General features: G+C 60.8%; 19 protein-coding genes. 14 read left to right on the top strand and 5 right to left on the bottom strand.

The genetic code is table 11. The features are described from left to right. Nucleotides 1–202: 202 nt before the first annotated feature. The 4 genes from CAF80_RS26820 (at nt 203) to CAF80_RS26805 (ending at nt 4433) form a co-directional block, all read left to right on the top strand. Entirely contained in the window at nt 203–916 is a 714-nt protein-coding gene (locus CAF80_RS26820) for a GntR family transcriptional regulator (RefSeq protein ID WP_074688095.1), read from the top strand. Then, nucleotides 913–1911, top strand: a complete 999-nt coding sequence (locus CAF80_RS26815; RefSeq protein WP_074688093.1) for an ADP-ribosylglycohydrolase family protein — start codon at nt 913–915, stop codon at nt 1909–1911. The genes CAF80_RS26820 and CAF80_RS26815 overlap by 4 nt, the downstream gene beginning before the upstream one ends. Nucleotides 1912–2044: 133 nt before the next feature. Continuing rightward, complete coding sequence (locus tag CAF80_RS26810; RefSeq protein ID WP_074688091.1) at nt 2045–3511, top strand: cytosine permease; 1467 nt, start codon at nt 2045–2047, stop codon at nt 3509–3511. After that, complete coding sequence (locus CAF80_RS26805) at nt 3504–4433, top strand: PfkB family carbohydrate kinase (RefSeq protein ID WP_085668153.1); 930 nt, start codon at nt 3504–3506, stop codon at nt 4431–4433. The genes CAF80_RS26810 and CAF80_RS26805 overlap by 8 nt, the downstream gene beginning before the upstream one ends. Nucleotides 4434–4493: 60 nt before the next feature. Here the strand turns inward: CAF80_RS26805 and CAF80_RS26800 are convergent, their stop codons facing one another. The 4 genes from CAF80_RS26800 to CAF80_RS26785 form a co-directional block, all read right to left on the bottom strand. Next, nucleotides 4494–4874 carry a Rho termination factor N-terminal domain-containing protein gene (locus CAF80_RS26800; protein WP_074688089.1) on the bottom strand — a complete coding sequence of 127 codons (381 nt, stop codon included), beginning with the start codon at nt 4872–4874 and terminating at the stop codon, nt 4494–4496. 90 nt (nt 4875–4964) lie between these two features. Continuing rightward, nucleotides 4965–5219, bottom strand: coding sequence for a hypothetical protein (locus CAF80_RS26795; protein WP_011335416.1), 255 nt, complete (start codon nt 5217–5219; stop codon nt 4965–4967). 52 nt (nt 5220–5271) lie between these two features. Then, a complete protein-coding gene (locus CAF80_RS26790; protein WP_039770633.1) occupies nt 5272–5616 on the bottom strand; it encodes a hypothetical protein in 345 nt (114 codons plus the stop codon). Between the two features lie 82 nt (nt 5617–5698). Next, nucleotides 5699–6361: an HD domain-containing protein gene (locus CAF80_RS26785; RefSeq protein ID WP_134333503.1), complete on the bottom strand. Its 663-nt coding sequence runs from the start codon at nt 6359–6361 to the stop codon at nt 5699–5701. Between the two features lie 117 nt (nt 6362–6478). On the opposite strand from CAF80_RS26785, the gene CAF80_RS26780 reads away from it, so the two are divergent. From CAF80_RS26780 to CAF80_RS26735, 10 genes are all read left to right on the top strand, one after another. After that, complete coding sequence (locus tag CAF80_RS26780; protein ID WP_041475599.1) at nt 6479–6958, top strand: GNAT family N-acetyltransferase; 480 nt, start codon at nt 6479–6481, stop codon at nt 6956–6958. A 159-nt stretch (nt 6959–7117) separates the two neighbouring features. Beyond that, complete coding sequence (locus tag CAF80_RS26775; RefSeq protein ID WP_074688085.1) at nt 7118–7780, top strand: hypothetical protein; 663 nt, start codon at nt 7118–7120, stop codon at nt 7778–7780. Further along, entirely contained in the window at nt 7777–8271 is a 495-nt protein-coding gene (locus CAF80_RS26770) for a PAAR domain-containing protein (RefSeq protein WP_074688083.1), read from the top strand. Before CAF80_RS26775 ends, CAF80_RS26770 begins: the two co-directional genes overlap by 4 nt. 6 nt (nt 8272–8277) lie before the next feature. After that, nucleotides 8278–9018, top strand: a complete 741-nt coding sequence (locus tag CAF80_RS26765) for an alpha/beta fold hydrolase (RefSeq protein ID WP_074688081.1) — start codon at nt 8278–8280, stop codon at nt 9016–9018. Continuing rightward, entirely contained in the window at nt 9011–9505 is a 495-nt protein-coding gene (locus tag CAF80_RS26760) for a hypothetical protein (protein ID WP_074688079.1), read from the top strand. The genes CAF80_RS26765 and CAF80_RS26760 overlap by 8 nt, the downstream gene beginning before the upstream one ends. Before the next feature lie 148 nt (nt 9506–9653). After that, nucleotides 9654–10643: a 2-dehydro-3-deoxygalactonokinase gene (locus CAF80_RS26755; RefSeq protein ID WP_085668114.1), complete on the top strand. Its 990-nt coding sequence runs from the start codon at nt 9654–9656 to the stop codon at nt 10641–10643. A 19-nt stretch (nt 10644–10662) separates the two neighbouring features. Beyond that, the gene (locus CAF80_RS26750) at nt 10663–11283 is read left to right on the top strand and encodes a 2-dehydro-3-deoxy-6-phosphogalactonate aldolase (protein ID WP_085668115.1); all 621 of its coding nucleotides are present in this window, start codon (nt 10663–10665) and stop codon (nt 11281–11283) included. A gap of 48 nt (nt 11284–11331) precedes the next feature. After that, nucleotides 11332–12480, top strand: a complete 1149-nt coding sequence (gene dgoD, locus CAF80_RS26745; protein WP_007950849.1) for a galactonate dehydratase — start codon at nt 11332–11334, stop codon at nt 12478–12480. Nucleotides 12481–12655: 175 nt separating this feature from the next. After that, complete coding sequence (locus tag CAF80_RS26740) at nt 12656–13966, top strand: MFS transporter (RefSeq protein WP_039770627.1); 1311 nt, start codon at nt 12656–12658, stop codon at nt 13964–13966. A gap of 60 nt (nt 13967–14026) precedes the next feature. Then, nucleotides 14027–14830 carry an IclR family transcriptional regulator gene (locus CAF80_RS26735; RefSeq protein WP_039770626.1) on the top strand — a complete coding sequence of 268 codons (804 nt, stop codon included), beginning with the start codon at nt 14027–14029 and terminating at the stop codon, nt 14828–14830. 4 nt (nt 14831–14834) lie between these two features. Here CAF80_RS26735 and CAF80_RS26730 read toward each other — a convergent pair whose 3' ends face one another. Then, entirely contained in the window at nt 14835–15887 is a 1053-nt protein-coding gene (locus CAF80_RS26730; RefSeq protein WP_085668116.1) for an NAD(P)-dependent alcohol dehydrogenase, read from the bottom strand. Nucleotides 15888–15890: the final 3 nt, after the last annotated feature.

Genomic DNA, 15890 nt, shown 5'->3' with positions numbered 1-15890 from the left:
TTAGGCAGGCTTGAGCGCGGTGCCAACCGCGTATCAAGCCTGTAAAAGGTGTAAACGATGTCCCCGGTCTAATGTGTAAAGGATGTACCGGTCTCTACACGGGCGGCGTTCCGATGAGGGCGCTCTTGATCTTCCCGCCTTCCGTCACCCCACCCAAAATTTCCCTTGCCCGTCTCAACCCGTTTCGGTTATCACTTTGTACATGATTAGACAGGTACGATTTGACAAGAAACAACGGGTGGTCGACGAGCTCGTCCGACGCATCGAAAGCGGCCTCATGGAGGACGGCTTTCTGTTGCCCGGCGAGCATCAGTTGGCTCAGGAATTCAACGTCAGCCGTGGCACGTTGCGCGAAGCGCTGGCCGAACTGAAACGGCGCAAATACATCGCTACGCAAAGCGGAGTCGGTTCCATCGTCACGTTTGACGGGGTAGTGCTCGACCAGCGCAGCGGCTGGGCCCAGGCCCTGGCTGACAGCGGGGCGATGATCAATACCGACGTGCTGCGTCTGGAGGCCGTGACCCGTGCGGATCTGCTTGCACGTTTCGGCTCCGATCAATTCATTCTTCTCGAACGTCGCCGCCGTTCCAACGATGGCACGGCGGTGTCCCTTGAACGCTCTCTGATGCCCGCCAGCGGAGGCCTGGAAAGCCTGCCGCGGGTCGGCCTGATCGACAACTCCCTGACCATCACCCTGGCCGCCTACGGTTACATCGGCGAGCGCGGCGATCAGTGGATCGGTGCCGAACCGCTCAAAGCCTTGGACGCCGAACTGCTCGGCCGTCCGGAGGGCACGGTGTTCCTCAAGGCATTGCGCACCACCTACGACCGGCAAAACCGTTTCATGGAACAGGTCGAAAGCCTGCTCGACCCGGTGCATTTCCGTCTGCACCTGCAATTTGGAGAATCGAAATGACCGCCCTCGACCGTGCCTTGGGCGCGTTTTATGGCCTGGCCCTGGGCGACGCGCTGGGCATGCCGACCCAATCCCTGAACCGCGAAACCATCAAGCAGCGCTTCGGCCAGATCACCGATCTGCAAGACGCCGGCCCCTTGCAGCCGATTGCCGCGAACATGCCCAAGGGCTCGATCACCGATGACACCGAACAGGCGATTCTGGTCGGCGAGTTACTGGTCGCAGGCAAGGGCCGGATCGAACCGGCGGTGCTCGCGCAACGGCTGATCGAATGGGAAGCCGAGATGCAGGCCAAGGGTTCGCAGGACTTGCTCGGCCCGTCGACCAAGCGTGCGATTGAAATGATTCTCGCCGGCCACTCGCCGGAAGAGGCCGGGCGCTACGGCACCACCAACGGCGCCGCGATGCGCATCACCCCGGTGGGCATCGCGGCGGATGTCGCCGACCCCGGGCGCTTCATTGCGGCGGTGGTGCAGGCCTGTCAGGTCACTCACAACACCACGCTGGGGATTTCCAGCGCGGCGGCGGTGGCGGCGGTGGTCTCGGCCGGCATCAACGGTCTGGATCTGGGTGAGGCGCTGAACCTCGGCCAGCAAATCGCCCAGCAAGCGGAGTCTCACGGGCACTGGGTGGCCGGCGGGCGCATCGCCTCGCGGATCAGTTGGGCGCGCAGCATCAGTGTCGAGAGCGACCCGGTGTTGCTCGCGGATCTGCTGTACGACGTGATCGGCACCTCGGTGGCCTCGCAGGAGTCGGTAGTGGTGTCATTCGCCCTCGCGCAGCAAGTCGCGGTCGGTGAAATGACGCCGTTCGATGCGCTGTGCATGGCCGCGAGCCTGGGTGGCGACACCGACACCATCGCCGCGATTCTCGGTGCCATGCTCGGGGCCTGCCTGGGCCTGCAGAGCTGGCCGGCGCCGATGATCGAGACGGTGAAGGCCGTCAATGGTCTGGAGCTGGAACCGTTGGTGACAGGGCTGTTGGCCTTGCGCTGATTGAACTGACGCCATCGCAAACCCTGAATATTCACCCGCAATGGATCGCGCAGACAGGCCCAGGAAGGGCGGGATGTCTTTTCGTTCTGCGTCATTGCCACAATCACAATAAAGGCAAACAGGAGCATTTCTCATGAGTTCATCGACCGCCGGACAAAGCGCCGGGCAACTGGAAACCCGGGGCATCGAACCGGTGCCGGAAGGTGAGTGCAACGGCCATCCGCTGCAACTGTTCTGGGTCTGGTTTGCTGCCAACATTTCCATCCTCGGCCTGCCGCTGGGCGCCACGCTGGTGGCGTTTCGCGGCCTGGCGATCTGGCAGGCAATCATCGTCGCCATTCTCGGCGCTGCCGGTTCGTTCGCGGTGGTGGGGATCATCTCGATTGCTGGCCGTCGCGGTCGTGCGCCGAGTCTGACTTTGTCGCGGGCAATCTTCGGTGTACGCGGCAATATCGGCCCGACGCTGGTGTCGCTGATGTCGCGCCTGGGCTGGGAAACCGTCAACACCACCACGGCGGCGTTTGTGCTGCTGTCGTTGTGCTCGATCCTGTTCGGCTCGCCGGTGGAAGCCAAAAGCGCGCCGGTGCTGACCCTGATCTTCATCGCAATTTTCGTGCTGCTGACCTTGTCGGTATCCGGCCTCGGCCACGCCACGTTGCTGGTGATCCAGAAGTGGGCCACCTACGTGTTCGGCGCGCTGAACATTCTGGTCGGCGGCTTCCTCTGCGCGACCATCGACTGGAGCGCGGTGTTCAACGCCACGCCGGCGCCGATCAGCGCGATGATCATCGGCATCGGCACCATGGCCGCCGGCACCGGGATCGGCTGGGCGAATGCCGGCGCCGACATGTCGCGCTATCAGCATCGCAGCGTCAAAGCCGTGCGTCTGGTGGCTTCGGCGGCGTTCGGCGCGGGAATTCCGCTGGTGCTGCTGATCACCCTCGGCGGCCTGCTCTCGGTGGGCAACAACGACCTGGCATCGGCGACTGATCCGATCGTGGCGATCCGCGACATGCTGCCGACCTGGATGGCCGTGCCGTACCTGATCACTGCATTCGGTGGCCTGCTGCTGTCGAACAACCTGTCGGTGTACTCCGCCGGTCTGACCACGCTGACCCTCGGCCTGAAGGTCAAGCGCGTGTACGCGGTGGTGGTCGACATCGTGGCGATCTTCGCCGGTTCGATCTACTTCATGCTGATCGCCGACAGTTTCTACGGCCCGTTCATTACCTTCATTTCCCTGCTGGCAGTGCCGATCACTGCGTGGGTCGGGATCTTCGTGGTCGACCTGATTCACCGTCACTACTACAGCCCGAAAGACCTGCTCGACGTCAGCCCGAGCAGCGCCTACTGGTACAGCGGCGGCATCGAGTGGCGCGCATTCGGCGCGTGGGCGATCGCCATCGTGCTGGGCTTCAGTTTCACCACCATCGGCACCACGGCTGAAAATGTCTGGTTCAAGGGTTTCCTGTCCGACTCCTGGCTGGGCCACAACGGCCTCGGTTGGATCGTGACGTTCGTGGTCGCCGGCGGCATTTACTTTGTACTCGGCGGGGCAAGAGATCGCCGCGCTGCGCAATCCGAGAATGCTCATGCCTAAGATGTTGCACACCGGCCAGGTCATCATCGACCTGGTCATGGCCGTGGATGCGCTGCCGCAGATCGGCGGCGACGTGCTGGCGCAGTCCGCCAGTTTCGAAGCCGGCGGCGGCTTCAATGTGATGGCTGCCGCCGCGCGCAACGGCTTGCCGGTGGTCTATCTGGGTCGCCACGGCAATGGTCGTTTCGGTGATCTGGCGCGGCAGGCGATGAATGCCGAAGGCATCCGTATCGGCATCGAACAGCCTGCAGAACGCGACACCGGCATCTGCGTGGCGCTGACCGATGCGTCGGCCGAGCGCAGTTTCATTTCCTACATCGGCGCCGAAGGTGAAGTCACGGCGGCGGAACTGAACAGCGTTGCCGCCGAGGCGGGGGACTACGTCTACGTCAGCGGCTACAGCCTGCTGCACAGCGGCAAGGCCCAGGCGTTGCTGGACTGGACGCTGGCGCTGCCGAAGACGATCAATGTGGTGTTCGATCCGGGCCCGCTGGTGGAATCGCCGGACTCACCGATGATGCAGGCGTTGCTGCCGCGCATCGATGTGTGGACCAGCAACAGCGTCGAGGCGCTGCGTTTCACTGGCGCGGCGGACATCGAAACCGCGCTGGACCGCTTGGCCGTGCACCTGCCGCCGGAGGTGCTGATGGTCGTGCGCGACGGTCCGCAGGGTTGCTGGATTCATCAGCGCGGTGAACGTCAGCATGTGCCGGGTTTCAAAGTGCAGGCAGTGGACAGCAACGGCGCGGGCGATGCGCATGCCGGCGTATTCGTCGCCGGGCTGGCGCAAGGACTGGCCGCTCACGAAGCCGCAAGGCGCGCCAACGCTGCGGCTGCGTTAGCGGTCACTCGCTGGGGCCCGGCGACCGCTCCTGGCACTGCCGAGGTTGATTTGCTGATCAGCAAAAAATGCACTGACTGAACGATCGCACTCGCTGGCTTGCCAGCGATAAGGCCTTCAGCCGTTACATCCAGTCTGGACCTAGCCGGCTCTGCGCAACGCCGCAATCAACTCATCTTTACGCATCGACGAACGCCCGGGGATTTTCCGCTCCCGGGCCTCCTTGCGCAGGCTGTCGACCGTCTGCACTTCGCGTGAAGCCTTGCTGTCGCGCGAATGTCCCTCACGACTCACCGCCGCGCGCCGCGCTGATTCCTTGCGATCCTCGGCCTTGGCGCTGGCCGGTTTCCGACGCCCGGAACCTCCGGCCTTCTCGCCGCCGCCGGACTGTTTGTTCACTGTCGCCCAAGCGCGGGCCTCGGCTTCGTCCTTGGACATCCCTTTGTTCTGATAGCTGTCTTCGATGTGTTCGGCTTTGCGCTTCTGTTCTTCAGTGTATTTGGCTTTGCTTCCACGAGGCATGGCGAGTCTCCTGGTGGCTGGATGAATCTCTGCATGAGGTCTGGCGCAGGCGGCGCATTCAACCACTGCCTGCGCCAGTGACCGCAAGCGTCAGGTATCGAGTTTACGCGCCGCTTCCACACCCGCAGCGCTGAGCTTGATCGGCAGATTCAGCGAATGCTCTCCCGCTTCATTGCAAGTGATGTGTCCGTGGTGAATCAGTCCACGCTCCTGCAGGGCGGCGAGGGCACTGGCCACGACTTTCTCGCCGCGATAATTGTCCAGAACCTCTTTGCCGAGGCCGCTCGGGTGGGCATGCAACAGGCGGGTGAGGACTTCTTTTTCCAGGTTTTTATCGACGTTCATGGTTACCTCTTCAGGGAAGTGGATAAGACACGTTGCGTGGATGAAGCACGGATCACTGTCCTGCGCCTTCAGAGCCCGAACCACCCGTGGTGGTTTTCGAGCCGACGCCGGGACCGGCGTTGTCGGGGGCGGCCGGAGCGTCGGGGGTGTTCATGCCGCCCTGGCGACCGGGATCGCTGCCCTGGGTGCGAGGATCGGTTCCCGTCGCGGGTGGCTGATTGATCAGCGGTACACCCGAACCGTCGGTATTCATACCGGGGGCACTGTTGATGGCGGGGGCTCTTGGCTGGGTAACCGGATCGGTCGGCCCGGTACCGGCAGCGGTAGTCGAGGCGGCGAATACCGCCGGGCTGAGGAGGGTAGCGAATACGAGCGCAGTCAACCTTGACGAGATCATAGAGTGTCTCCAGTGATTGAAATCCTTACCTCCTTTTGGTCTGTCCTCGTGAAAGATTGGTGCCTGATGATCGACGAACGGTTCAGAAGGGCTGAGTGCTTTCGAGGCCGATCTCTTCCTTGAATTGCTCCATGAAACCTTTCAGGCGTTGATGACGGAGCTGTGCCAGACGTTGGCCGGCAGCGGTGTGGAAACCGTCGGCAAGGTGCAGCAGTTTGGTCTGGAAATGGTCGAGGCAGAATCTCTTGTCGTCGTAGTCCCTTTCCCGGGCCTCGGGATCTTGCGGGTCGTACAGCGCGCTGCCCATGCGTCCGGCGGTGTAAAAGGTGCGGGCGACGCCGAGCATGCCGAGGGAATCGAGACGGTCGGCGTCGTGCATCAGTCGCGCTTCGAGGGTAAGCGGGGTGATGTTGGCGGAAAAGCTGTGGGCCTCGATGGCGTGGGTGACGGCGTGGATTTTGGCTTCGGGCCAATGCATGTCCGCCAGCACCTTCGAGGCTTTTTCCGCTGCCAGACGCGATGCCTGTGAGCGCAGCGGCGAGTTCTTTTCCACCGCCACACAATCGTGCAGCAGCACGGCCGCGAGCAGCACTTCAAGGTCGCCGCCTTCGTCGGCCTGCAAGGTGCGCGCGTTGTGCCAGACCCGTTGCAGATGCGACAGATCATGAGCGCCGTCTTCCCACGGTTCCAGCGCGTGGGGCAGCAGTTCGCCGGCGAGTGAGGCCAGTGGTTCGAATGCGTTCATGAATATCCTTCAGACCAGTCAGAAATCCCTGTGGGAGGGTAGTGTTTGCTTTGCCATGTGACGAGCGCCGCGCGCCGCCTTAGTATGGCGTTTTCCTTTTTCCGACAAGGCCCGTCCATGACGATCGAAATCCGCCCGGCGACCCCCAGCGATGCACCGCAAATCCTCGCGTTCATCACCGAATTGGCAGACTTCGAAAAGGCCCGTCACGAAGTCATCGCCAGCGTCGCCGACATCGAGCGCAGCCTGTTCAGCGAAGGCGCCACGGCCCATGGCCTGATTTGCCTGCGCGACGGCTTGCCAATCGGTTTTGCGGTGTTCTTCTTCAGCTATTCGACCTGGCTGGGCAGCAACTGCCTGTACCTCGAAGACCTCTACATCACCCCGGAACAACGGGGCGGTGGCGCCGGTAAAACCCTGCTGCGCCACCTCGCGAAAATCGCCTGCGCCAACGACTGCGGCCGCTTCGAATGGAGCGTGCTGGACTGGAACACCCCGGCCATCGAATTCTACAAATCCCTCGGCGCACAGCCGCAGGAAGAGTGGGTGAGGTATCGCATGGATGGCAAGGTGTTGCGCGAGTTTGCCGAGGGCTGAACAAATAGTGGCAATCTGATTGCTGATTCGATTGTCCAAACCGCTCTGGTCCGGCATTCTACGCGCCATTTTTGCGCGCTCACGGACGACACCTGCAATGCCTCTGGCACTCTTTCTCCACGCCCGTGGAGCCTTCGCTGCGTCAACGAGTGACCGGCGATGAGCGGACTACGGGCGTCGATCCGCCTGTATGGCCTGATCAAAAACCTCGGCTCAAGCGACAACCCGAACCGCCAACCGGTGGACATCCTCTGCACCGTCAACCGCTTGGGGGGCACAGCCATCCGTGCGTTTGTCTCGCGCCTCGATGCCGAGCTGATGACACGCAGTGCGGGCTACGAAAACTACCGGGTGATACCGCTGCGCACGTTCGATCCGAACGGATTCATCGATGCCCATCAAGGCTGGCTGACCCTGCACGTATGCTGCGGTTTTGTCGCGCCTGCGGGGCAATCGATTTTCCACCAAGGCGTGCTGTCGCCGATGGGCTGGTATGTCTATTCGGAAACCGGCCGCTGGACAGCCGAGCGCTATCTGGATTTCGGCCCGCAAATGGCCGAGCTGCTGCAAACCACCTACGACCAGCATCGACTGACCGGCTACAACACCTGGCTCAACCAACTCGATGACGCCACAACTGCCGAGTTGAACTGGTTTGCCGACGAAGCCTGGCAACAACTGCAAACCCTCACCCCCCCGAACAGCCGCGAGCATTGTCACGCGCTGTTTGATTCGGTCGACAACCGCTGGCGTTTCGCCGCGACCGACGTCGACCTCTATCAGCCTCATCCGAAACCTCTGAAGCAAGGAGCTTTGAATTGAGTGGTAAACCCGCTGCACGCGTCACCGACCCAACCGCCTGCCCACTGCCGGGCCACGGCAACAACCCGATCGTCTCTGGTTCGCCGGACGTGTTCTTCGACGGACTCCCCGCTGCGCGCATGACCGATAAATCGGCGTGCGGCAGCCCGATTACCGGCGGTGTTTCCGCCACGGTCTTCATCAACGGCCTGAATGCGGCGATGCTCGACAGCACCGGTGGACATGGCAATGTCGTGGTCGGTGGGTCGGGGACGGTGATTATTGGCCAGAGCGGGGGAGGGGCTGCGTTTAGTGGGTTGCTGCCGATGCCGGTGCATTTCAATGATCGGATGCAGGTGATTAACGAAATTACTGGTGAGCCTATGCCAAATCACCCTTACGCGATTCAACGCGCTGATGGGAGCGTGGAGCACGGCGTAACCAATGACGCGGGCTTCACCCATACGGTGAGTTCGCATTTGCCTGAGTCGATCAAGCTGTTCGTGGAGTAGGAATATATGACCGCTGAAAATCCTGCTCTGAAAGGGTGTAAAAGACTGGTCGTGACCCACGATCTGACCTGCAAAACGGACGGAACAGTCAAGCAGGCCACGATCACTCCCAAAAAGATTGTTCTGTTTTTTGTGGGTGGTGCGGGTGATAAAGAAAGTTATTACGGCACAGGCCCCAATAATAACGTTGCTGACGTCATGAAGGTGTTTTTCAGGGATATGGAGGCTGAGGGTATTTGTTCTGATAATTATGACGCCCACCATATTGGTTATAACTATTTTATTAGTGATGATGATCTGAAAAAGAATGTGTTGGAGAAAATTACTGATGTGACCACGCCTGTATATATCATTGGGCATAGCTTGGGCGGATGGAATGGTGCGCACCTGTCAGCTGTATTGACTGATAAGGGGTATCGAATTCCGTGTCTGGTTACACTCGATCCGGTTGGCGAAGGAAAAATCGTGTGGGGGGTTTCTAACATCTACCGTCAAGAGCCGAAGCCGAAGGCGGAATATTGGGTTAACGTCAGAGCCGATGCCAAAGACTGGAATTTTTCCGATCTCGTAGCCGATTTTGGAGAGCAATGGGATATGAAAAATGGGCCCAATATGAACGGTCGAGTGAATGTGAATCACGCCGATGCCTGGGTTATCTACACATCAGCCCTGCAAAGTGGGATATCGGCCAGAGACGCTTTGATGCAGGTTGTTGTTACTCATTTTAAAGGACGGAAATGTGCGTAATATAATTTTATGCATGGCTTTCTTGCTTTGCACTTCCTGTGCGATGAATCATGATAAGCCCATTGCTCATTTACAATACGTTGGTGTTGAACGTTATTTGGATAGGGGCATTTATCAGGTGCGTTTCTCGTCCGATGTTGATGTTGTCAATCTTTTCAAATCAAGAATAAGCCAGACGCTGCTGTGCTCTTTTGAGGGCGATTTTGATTTTTCGGCACCTCACTCTGCGGGTAGATATGGAGAGGGTTTTATCGAGCCTGAAATTTCAAGTGCCGGGCCGGTATTCAGAGCGGATGTTTTATTTTTCGAAAGAAAAAACGATACCAGTGAAAAAATCATTGCGGGTGAGGCATTGAGGTCTTTATTAGTGGGCCGAGAGTCTATTGTCTGTAAGGTCAGAATTAATTCCTACTCCTATAAAATATATTTGTCGGAGGACATGAAGGTTCCAACGGCAGATCTATTAAGAGAGATCGATAAATTTTAAACGGGCTGCGATTGCTGCTCAGCGAGCTGTCCGATTTTTTAGGAATTCGAATCCCAAAATATGGGATGCAAAATTACATATTGAGATTTCCAGCCTGAGAGGTCTATAGTCCAGCTCACTCACTGCCAATAACAAAACAGGTGAAGCGATGCTGGCGCAATTGATCGCGCTCGATTGGGGGACGACCTCACTACGTGCTTACAAACTCGCGGCGGGCGGGCAGGTGCTGGCGCAGCGTTCGCTGTCGTTCGGGATCATGCAGTTGCCGAAGACGCCACGGGTCATCAACGGTCGCGAATGCGCCGAGGGTTTTGAACTGGCGTTCGACGAGGCGTGCGGCGACTGGCTCGACGCGCAACCCGGCTTGCCGGTGATTGCCTGCGGCATGGTTGGCAGCGCCCAGGGCTGGCGCGAAGCGTCCTACCGCGATACGCCGGCCAACGTCGCCGATCTCGGAAAATCCCTGCAAACCGTACGCAGTCTTCGCGGTGTCGATGTGCACATCGTGCCGGGTGTGATTCAGCGCTCGACGCTGCCGAACGTGATGCGCGGCGAGGAAACCCAGGTCCTCGGCGTCCTGCAGAAGCTGCCGGTCGAGTCGGGCAATGATCTGCTGATCGGCCTGCCCGGCAGTCATTCGAAATGGGTGGAAGTGGCCGATGGCTGCATCACCCGCTTCGACACCTTCATGACCGGCGAAGTGTTCGCCGTGCTCAGCGAGCACAGCATTCTCGGCCGTACCCAACAGCACAGCGCGACGTTCGACGCCGATGCCTTCGAGCGCGGCGTGCAGGTGGCGTTATCGGCGGAGGGCGAGATCGGCGTGCTGTCGACCCTGTTCAGCGCCCGGAGCCTGGGCCTGACCGGCGAACTCAGCGCCACCGCGCAACCGGACTATCTGTCCGGCCTGCTGATCGGCCACGAGCTGACAGCATTGGCCGCCGTGCAACGACGCCGGCGCAACAGCAAACATCTTCCTTCGATCATCCTCATCGGCAACGCGCAGTTGTGCGCCCGTTACAGCCGGGCCCTCGACGCCTGCGGTTTCGCCCGGGTGACCCTGGCCGAGCAAGCCACCGAGCGTGGTCTGTGGCAACTGGCGCTCGCCGCCGGACTGATCGATTCCTCATCCCGTTAACCCTGACTGGAGGCCTGACATGCTCAAGCAAGCACTGGCGCAAAACGGTCTGATCGCGATCCTGCGCGGCCTGCATCCGCAGGAAGCCGCATCTGTCGGAGAAGTCCTGTATGCGGCCGGATTTCGCGTCATCGAAGTACCGCTCAATTCCCCCGCACCGTACGAAAGCATTCGCATCCTGCGTAAGACCCTGCCCGCCGATTGCCTGATCGGTGCCGGCACGGTGCTGACCCCGGAACAAGTGGAATTGGTGAAGGAGGCCGGCGGCCAGGTCATCGTCATGCCCCACAGCGATGCCAAGGTGTTGCGGGCCGCGAAAGCGGCGGGGCTGTACCTGTCGCCCGGCGTCGCCACGCCGACCGAAGCCTTTGCGGCGCTGGAGGAGGGGGCGGACATTCTCAAGCTGTTCCCGGCCGAACAGATGGGCCCGGCAGTGGTGAAAGCCTGGCTGGCGGTGTTGCCGGTCGGGACGATTCTGGCGCCGGTCGGCGGCATCACGCCGGACAACATGCAGGCGTTCATCGACGCTGGCGTCAAAGGCTTCGGCCTCGGGTCCGGGCTGTTCAAGCCGGGCATGACGACTGAGCAAGTGGCGGCCAATGCCAAGGCCTACGTGGCGGCCTGGAAAGCCCTTCACTAAGACTTTTCCGGCGCTGCGTGCGCTGCATCTAACAAGAGAGACAAGCAGATGAAAATCACCAAACTCACCACCTTCATCGTCCCGCCGCGCTGGTGCTTCCTGAAAGTCGAAACCGACGAGGGCGTGACCGGTTGGGGCGAGCCCGTGGTCGAGGGCCGGGCCCACACGGTTGCTGCAGCGGTCGAGGAATTGTCCGACTACCTGATCGGCAAAGACCCACGCAATATCGAAGACATCTGGACCGTGCTGTACCGCGGCGGCTTCTACCGGGGCGGCGCGATCCATATGAGCGCGCTGGCCGGCATCGATCAGGCGCTGTGGGATATCAAGGGCAAGGCGCTGGGCGTGTCGGTCAGCGATCTGCTCGGCGGTCAGGTGCGGGACAAGATCCGTGTGTATTCGTGGATCGGCGGCGACCGTCCGGCGGACACTGCGCGGGCGGCGAAAGAAGCGGTGGGTCGTGGTTTTACAGCGGTGAAAATGAACGGCACCGAGGAGCTGCAGTTTCTCGATACCTTCGAAAAAGTCGATCTGGCGCTGGCCAACGTTGCCGCCGTGCGCGATGCGGTGGGGCCGAACGTCGGCATCGGTGTCGACTTCCATGGCCGGGTGCACAAACCGATGGCCAAGGTCCTGATGAAGGAACTCGACCCGTACAAACTGATGTTCATCGAAGAGCCGGTGCTCAGCGAAAACTATGAAGCGCTGAAGGAACTGGCTCCGCTGACCAGCACCCCGATTGCCCTCGGCGAGCGGCTGTTTTCGCGGTGGGACTTTAAACGTGTGTTGAGCGAAGGTTACGTCGACATCATCCAGCCGGATGCGTCCCACGCCGGTGGCATCACCGAGACTCGCAAAATCGCCAACATGGCCGAAGCCTACGACGTGGCGCTGGCACTGCACTGCCCGCTGGGGCCGATTGCACTGGCGGCGTGTCTGCAACTGGACGCCGCTTGTTACAACGCGTTTATCCAGGAGCAGAGCCTGGGCATCCATTACAACGAGAGCAATGACCTGCTCGACTATGTGAAGGATCCACGGGTGTTCGATTACGACAAAGGCTTCGTGAAGATCCCCAACGGCCCGGGCCTGGGGATCGAGATCAACGAGGAATACGTGATCGAACGCGCGGCGGTCGGCCACCGCTGGCGCAACCCGATCTGGCGTCATGCCGATGGCAGTTTTGCCGAGTGGTGAGTCGCTGATTTCCTTCTAAGCGATCGTTCCCACGCTCCGCGTGGGAATGCCTCAATGGACGCTCTGCGTCCGCTCTTGGGACGCAGAGCGTCCCGGGCTGCATTCCCACGCGGAGCGTGGGAACGATCTCGCCAACAACCCTCGACCTCAATAAACATAAGAAGAGGCGCTCCCCATGCCACCGCAAACCCTCACCGGGCAAGCGACGTTAGTCACGCCCAGCCGCAAGCGATTTTTCATCATGGTGTTGCTGTTCATCACCGTGGTCATCAACTACCTCGACCGCAGCAACCTGTCGATTGCCGCCCCTGCACTGACGACGGATCTGGGCATCGATCCGGTGCACGTCGGGCTGATCTTCTCGGCGTTCGGCTGGACCTACGCCGCCATGCAGATCCCCGGCGGCTGGCTGGTGGACCGGGTGCCGCCACGCATCCTTTATAGCGTCGCACTGTTGCTGTGGTCGCTGGCCACGGTGATGCTCGGTTTCGCCGCCAGTTTCATCGCGCTGTTCGTGCTGCGCATGGCGGTCGGTGCGCTGGAAGCGCCGGCGTACCCGATCAACAGCCGCGTGGTGACGACCTGGTTCCCCGAGCGTGAGCGGGCCACGGCCATCGGGTTCTACACCTCCGGGCAGTTTGTCGGGCTGGCGTTCCTGACCCCGGTGCTGGCGTGGCTGCAACATGAATTTGGCTGGCACATGGTATTTGTCGCGACCGGCGCGGTGGGCATCATCTGGGCGGCGATCTGGTACGCGGTGTATCGCGAACCGCGTGATTTCAAAGGCGCCAACGAAGCGGAAATCGACCTGATCCGCGAGGGCGGCGGGTTGGTGGACATCGCCGCCGAAACCGCCGAGGTGAAGGCGAAATTCAGCTGGACCGATCTCGGCATTGTCCTCAGCAAACGCAAGCTGTGGGGGATCTACCTCGGCCAGTTCTGCCTGAACTCGACGCTGTGGTTTTTCCTGACGTGGTTCCCGACCTACCTGGTGAAATACCGCGGCATGGACTTCATCAAGTCCGGTCTGCTGGCGTCGCTGCCGTTTCTCGCCGCGTTCATCGGCGTGCTGTGTTCCGGGTTCTTTTCCGACTTCCTGATCCGTCGCGGCTGCACCGTCGGGTTTGCGCGCAAGTTGCCAATCATTGGCGGGTTGCTGATTTCCACCTCGATCATCGGTGCCAACTTCGTCGAATCGACACCATTGGTGATTGCCTTCCTGGCGCTGGCGTTTTTCGGCAACGGATTGGCGTCGATTACCTGGTCGCTGGTCTCGACACTGGCGCCGGCGCGATTGCTGGGTTTGACCGGCGGGGTGTTCAACTTCATCGGCAACCTGTCGGCGATTGCCACGCCGATTGTCATCGGCTTCCTCGCCAGCGGTGATTCGTTCGCCCCGGCGATCACCTACATCGCGGTTCTGGCATTGATCGGTGCTTTGTCCTACGTGCTGCTGGTAGGCAAGGTCGAGCGCATCAAGTTGTAGTCGGCTATGTCGGGCGACCATAATGCCGCCCGTTCCCTCGCTCAACGCTAAAGGCTGGATATGCAGGAAGACGCCCCAAAAACCGCCAAGGACGCCGCGCCGACCGGCACCCAGACCCTGCTTCGCGGGTTGGGTGTGGTGCAGGCCGTCGCCAGTGGCGCCCGTGATCTCAAAGAGATTGCCCGCCTGATCGGTACCACGCGCAGCACCACCCATCGTCTGGCCAGTTGTCTGGTGGATGAGCGCTACCTGCGCGTCGTGCCGCAAGTCGGTTATCTGCTGGGGCCGAAGTTGATCGAACTGGGTTTTCAGGCGCGTGAAGAATTGCCGCTGGTGACCCTGGCCGGGCCGTATCTGGACGAGTTGTCGGCGCTGACCGGCGACACCGTTCACCTGGGGATTCGCGAAGGCGACGAGGTGCTGTACCTGTTGAAGAATCCGGGGCGCAACGGTCCGGAAATGCGTTCGCGGGTCGGCCATCGCATGCCGTTAGCGCGGACCGGGATCGGCAAAGCCTTGATGCTGGATGACGCGCCGCAGGACTGGCAGCGCCTGTACGACATCAGCCTGCCGGCGGGTGGGAAAAGTCAGTTCTGGCCGCAGCATCCCCAGCAGTCGTGGGAGCAGATGGAGCAGCGGATGACCGAGTACGTGGCCGGCGGCTACGCGTTCGATCTGGAAGACAACGAACCGTCGATCCGCTGCGTGGCGGCGCCGATCCGCGACGCGAGCAAGCGCATCGTCGCAGCGATCAGCATCGCCAGCACCGTGCCGTACATGCCGCTGGAAAAAATGGCCGAGCTGATTCCCCTGATCAAAGGGGTCACGGCCCGGCTCTCGGCAGAACTTGGCTTGAAGGTCTGAGGAATCAGAGCTTCAGAGTCGCCATGTCGATGACGAAGCGATACTTCACATCACCGGCGATCATGCGGGCGTAGGCTTCGTTGATCTGGCGGATGTCGAGCATTTCGATGTCGCAGCTGATGTTGTGCTCAGCGCAGAAATCCAGGACTTCCTGGGTTTCGGCAACGCCACCGATCAACGAGCCGGCCAGTACCCGGCGACCCAATACCAACTTGGCGGCGTGGACCGGCGGATCGATCGGTTCGATCAGCCCCACCAGTATGTGCACACCGTCGAAGCGCAGGGTGTCGAGGTACGGATTCAGATCGTGCTGCACCGGAATCGTGTCGAGCAGGAAGTCGAAACGACCGGCAGCGGCTTTCATCTGCTCTTCGTCGGTGGAGACGATCACGTGATCGGCGCCCTGACGACGACCTTCCTCGGCCTTGCTTGCCGAACGGGTGAACAGCGTCACTTCGGCGCCCATGGCCTTGGCGAACTTGATGCCCATGTGGCCGAGGCCGCCCATGCCGAGAATCCCGACCTTGTCGCTGGCCTTCACGCCGTAGTGCTTGAGCGGCGAGTAGGTGGTGATGCCGGCGCAGAGAATCGGTGCAGCGGCCGCCAGGTTCAGCTTCTCGGGAATGCGCACCACGAAGTGTTCGCTGACCACGATGCTGTCCGAATAACCGCCCATGGTGTTTGTTCCATCGACCCGGTCCGGGGTGGCATAGGTCATGGTCGGGCCTTCGAGGCAGTATTGCTCGAGGTTCGACTGGCAGGCTTCGCAGGTGCGGCAGGAGTCGACCATGCAACCGACGCCAACCAGATCGCCTACCTTGTGTTTAGTGACATTCGCACCAACGGCGGTGACTTTTCCGACGATCTCGTGGCCGGGCATCAACGGGTAAACGGCGATGCCCCATTCGTTGCGCGCCTGGTGGATGTCGGAGTGGCAGACGCCGCAGTACAGGATTTCGATGGCGACGTCGTCGGCCCGAGGGCTGCGGCGTTCGAACTTCATCGGGGCGAGGGGCGTGGTGGCCGTTTGAGCGGCATAGCCGATGGCGGTGTACATGTG

This window comes from Pseudomonas sp. B34(2017) (genome assembly GCF_002112915.1).
In the GTDB taxonomy this organism is placed as follows: Bacteria; Pseudomonadota; Gammaproteobacteria; order Pseudomonadales; family Pseudomonadaceae; genus Aquipseudomonas; species Aquipseudomonas pharyngis.
This window is presented reverse-complemented; position numbering and strand designations above follow the sequence as displayed.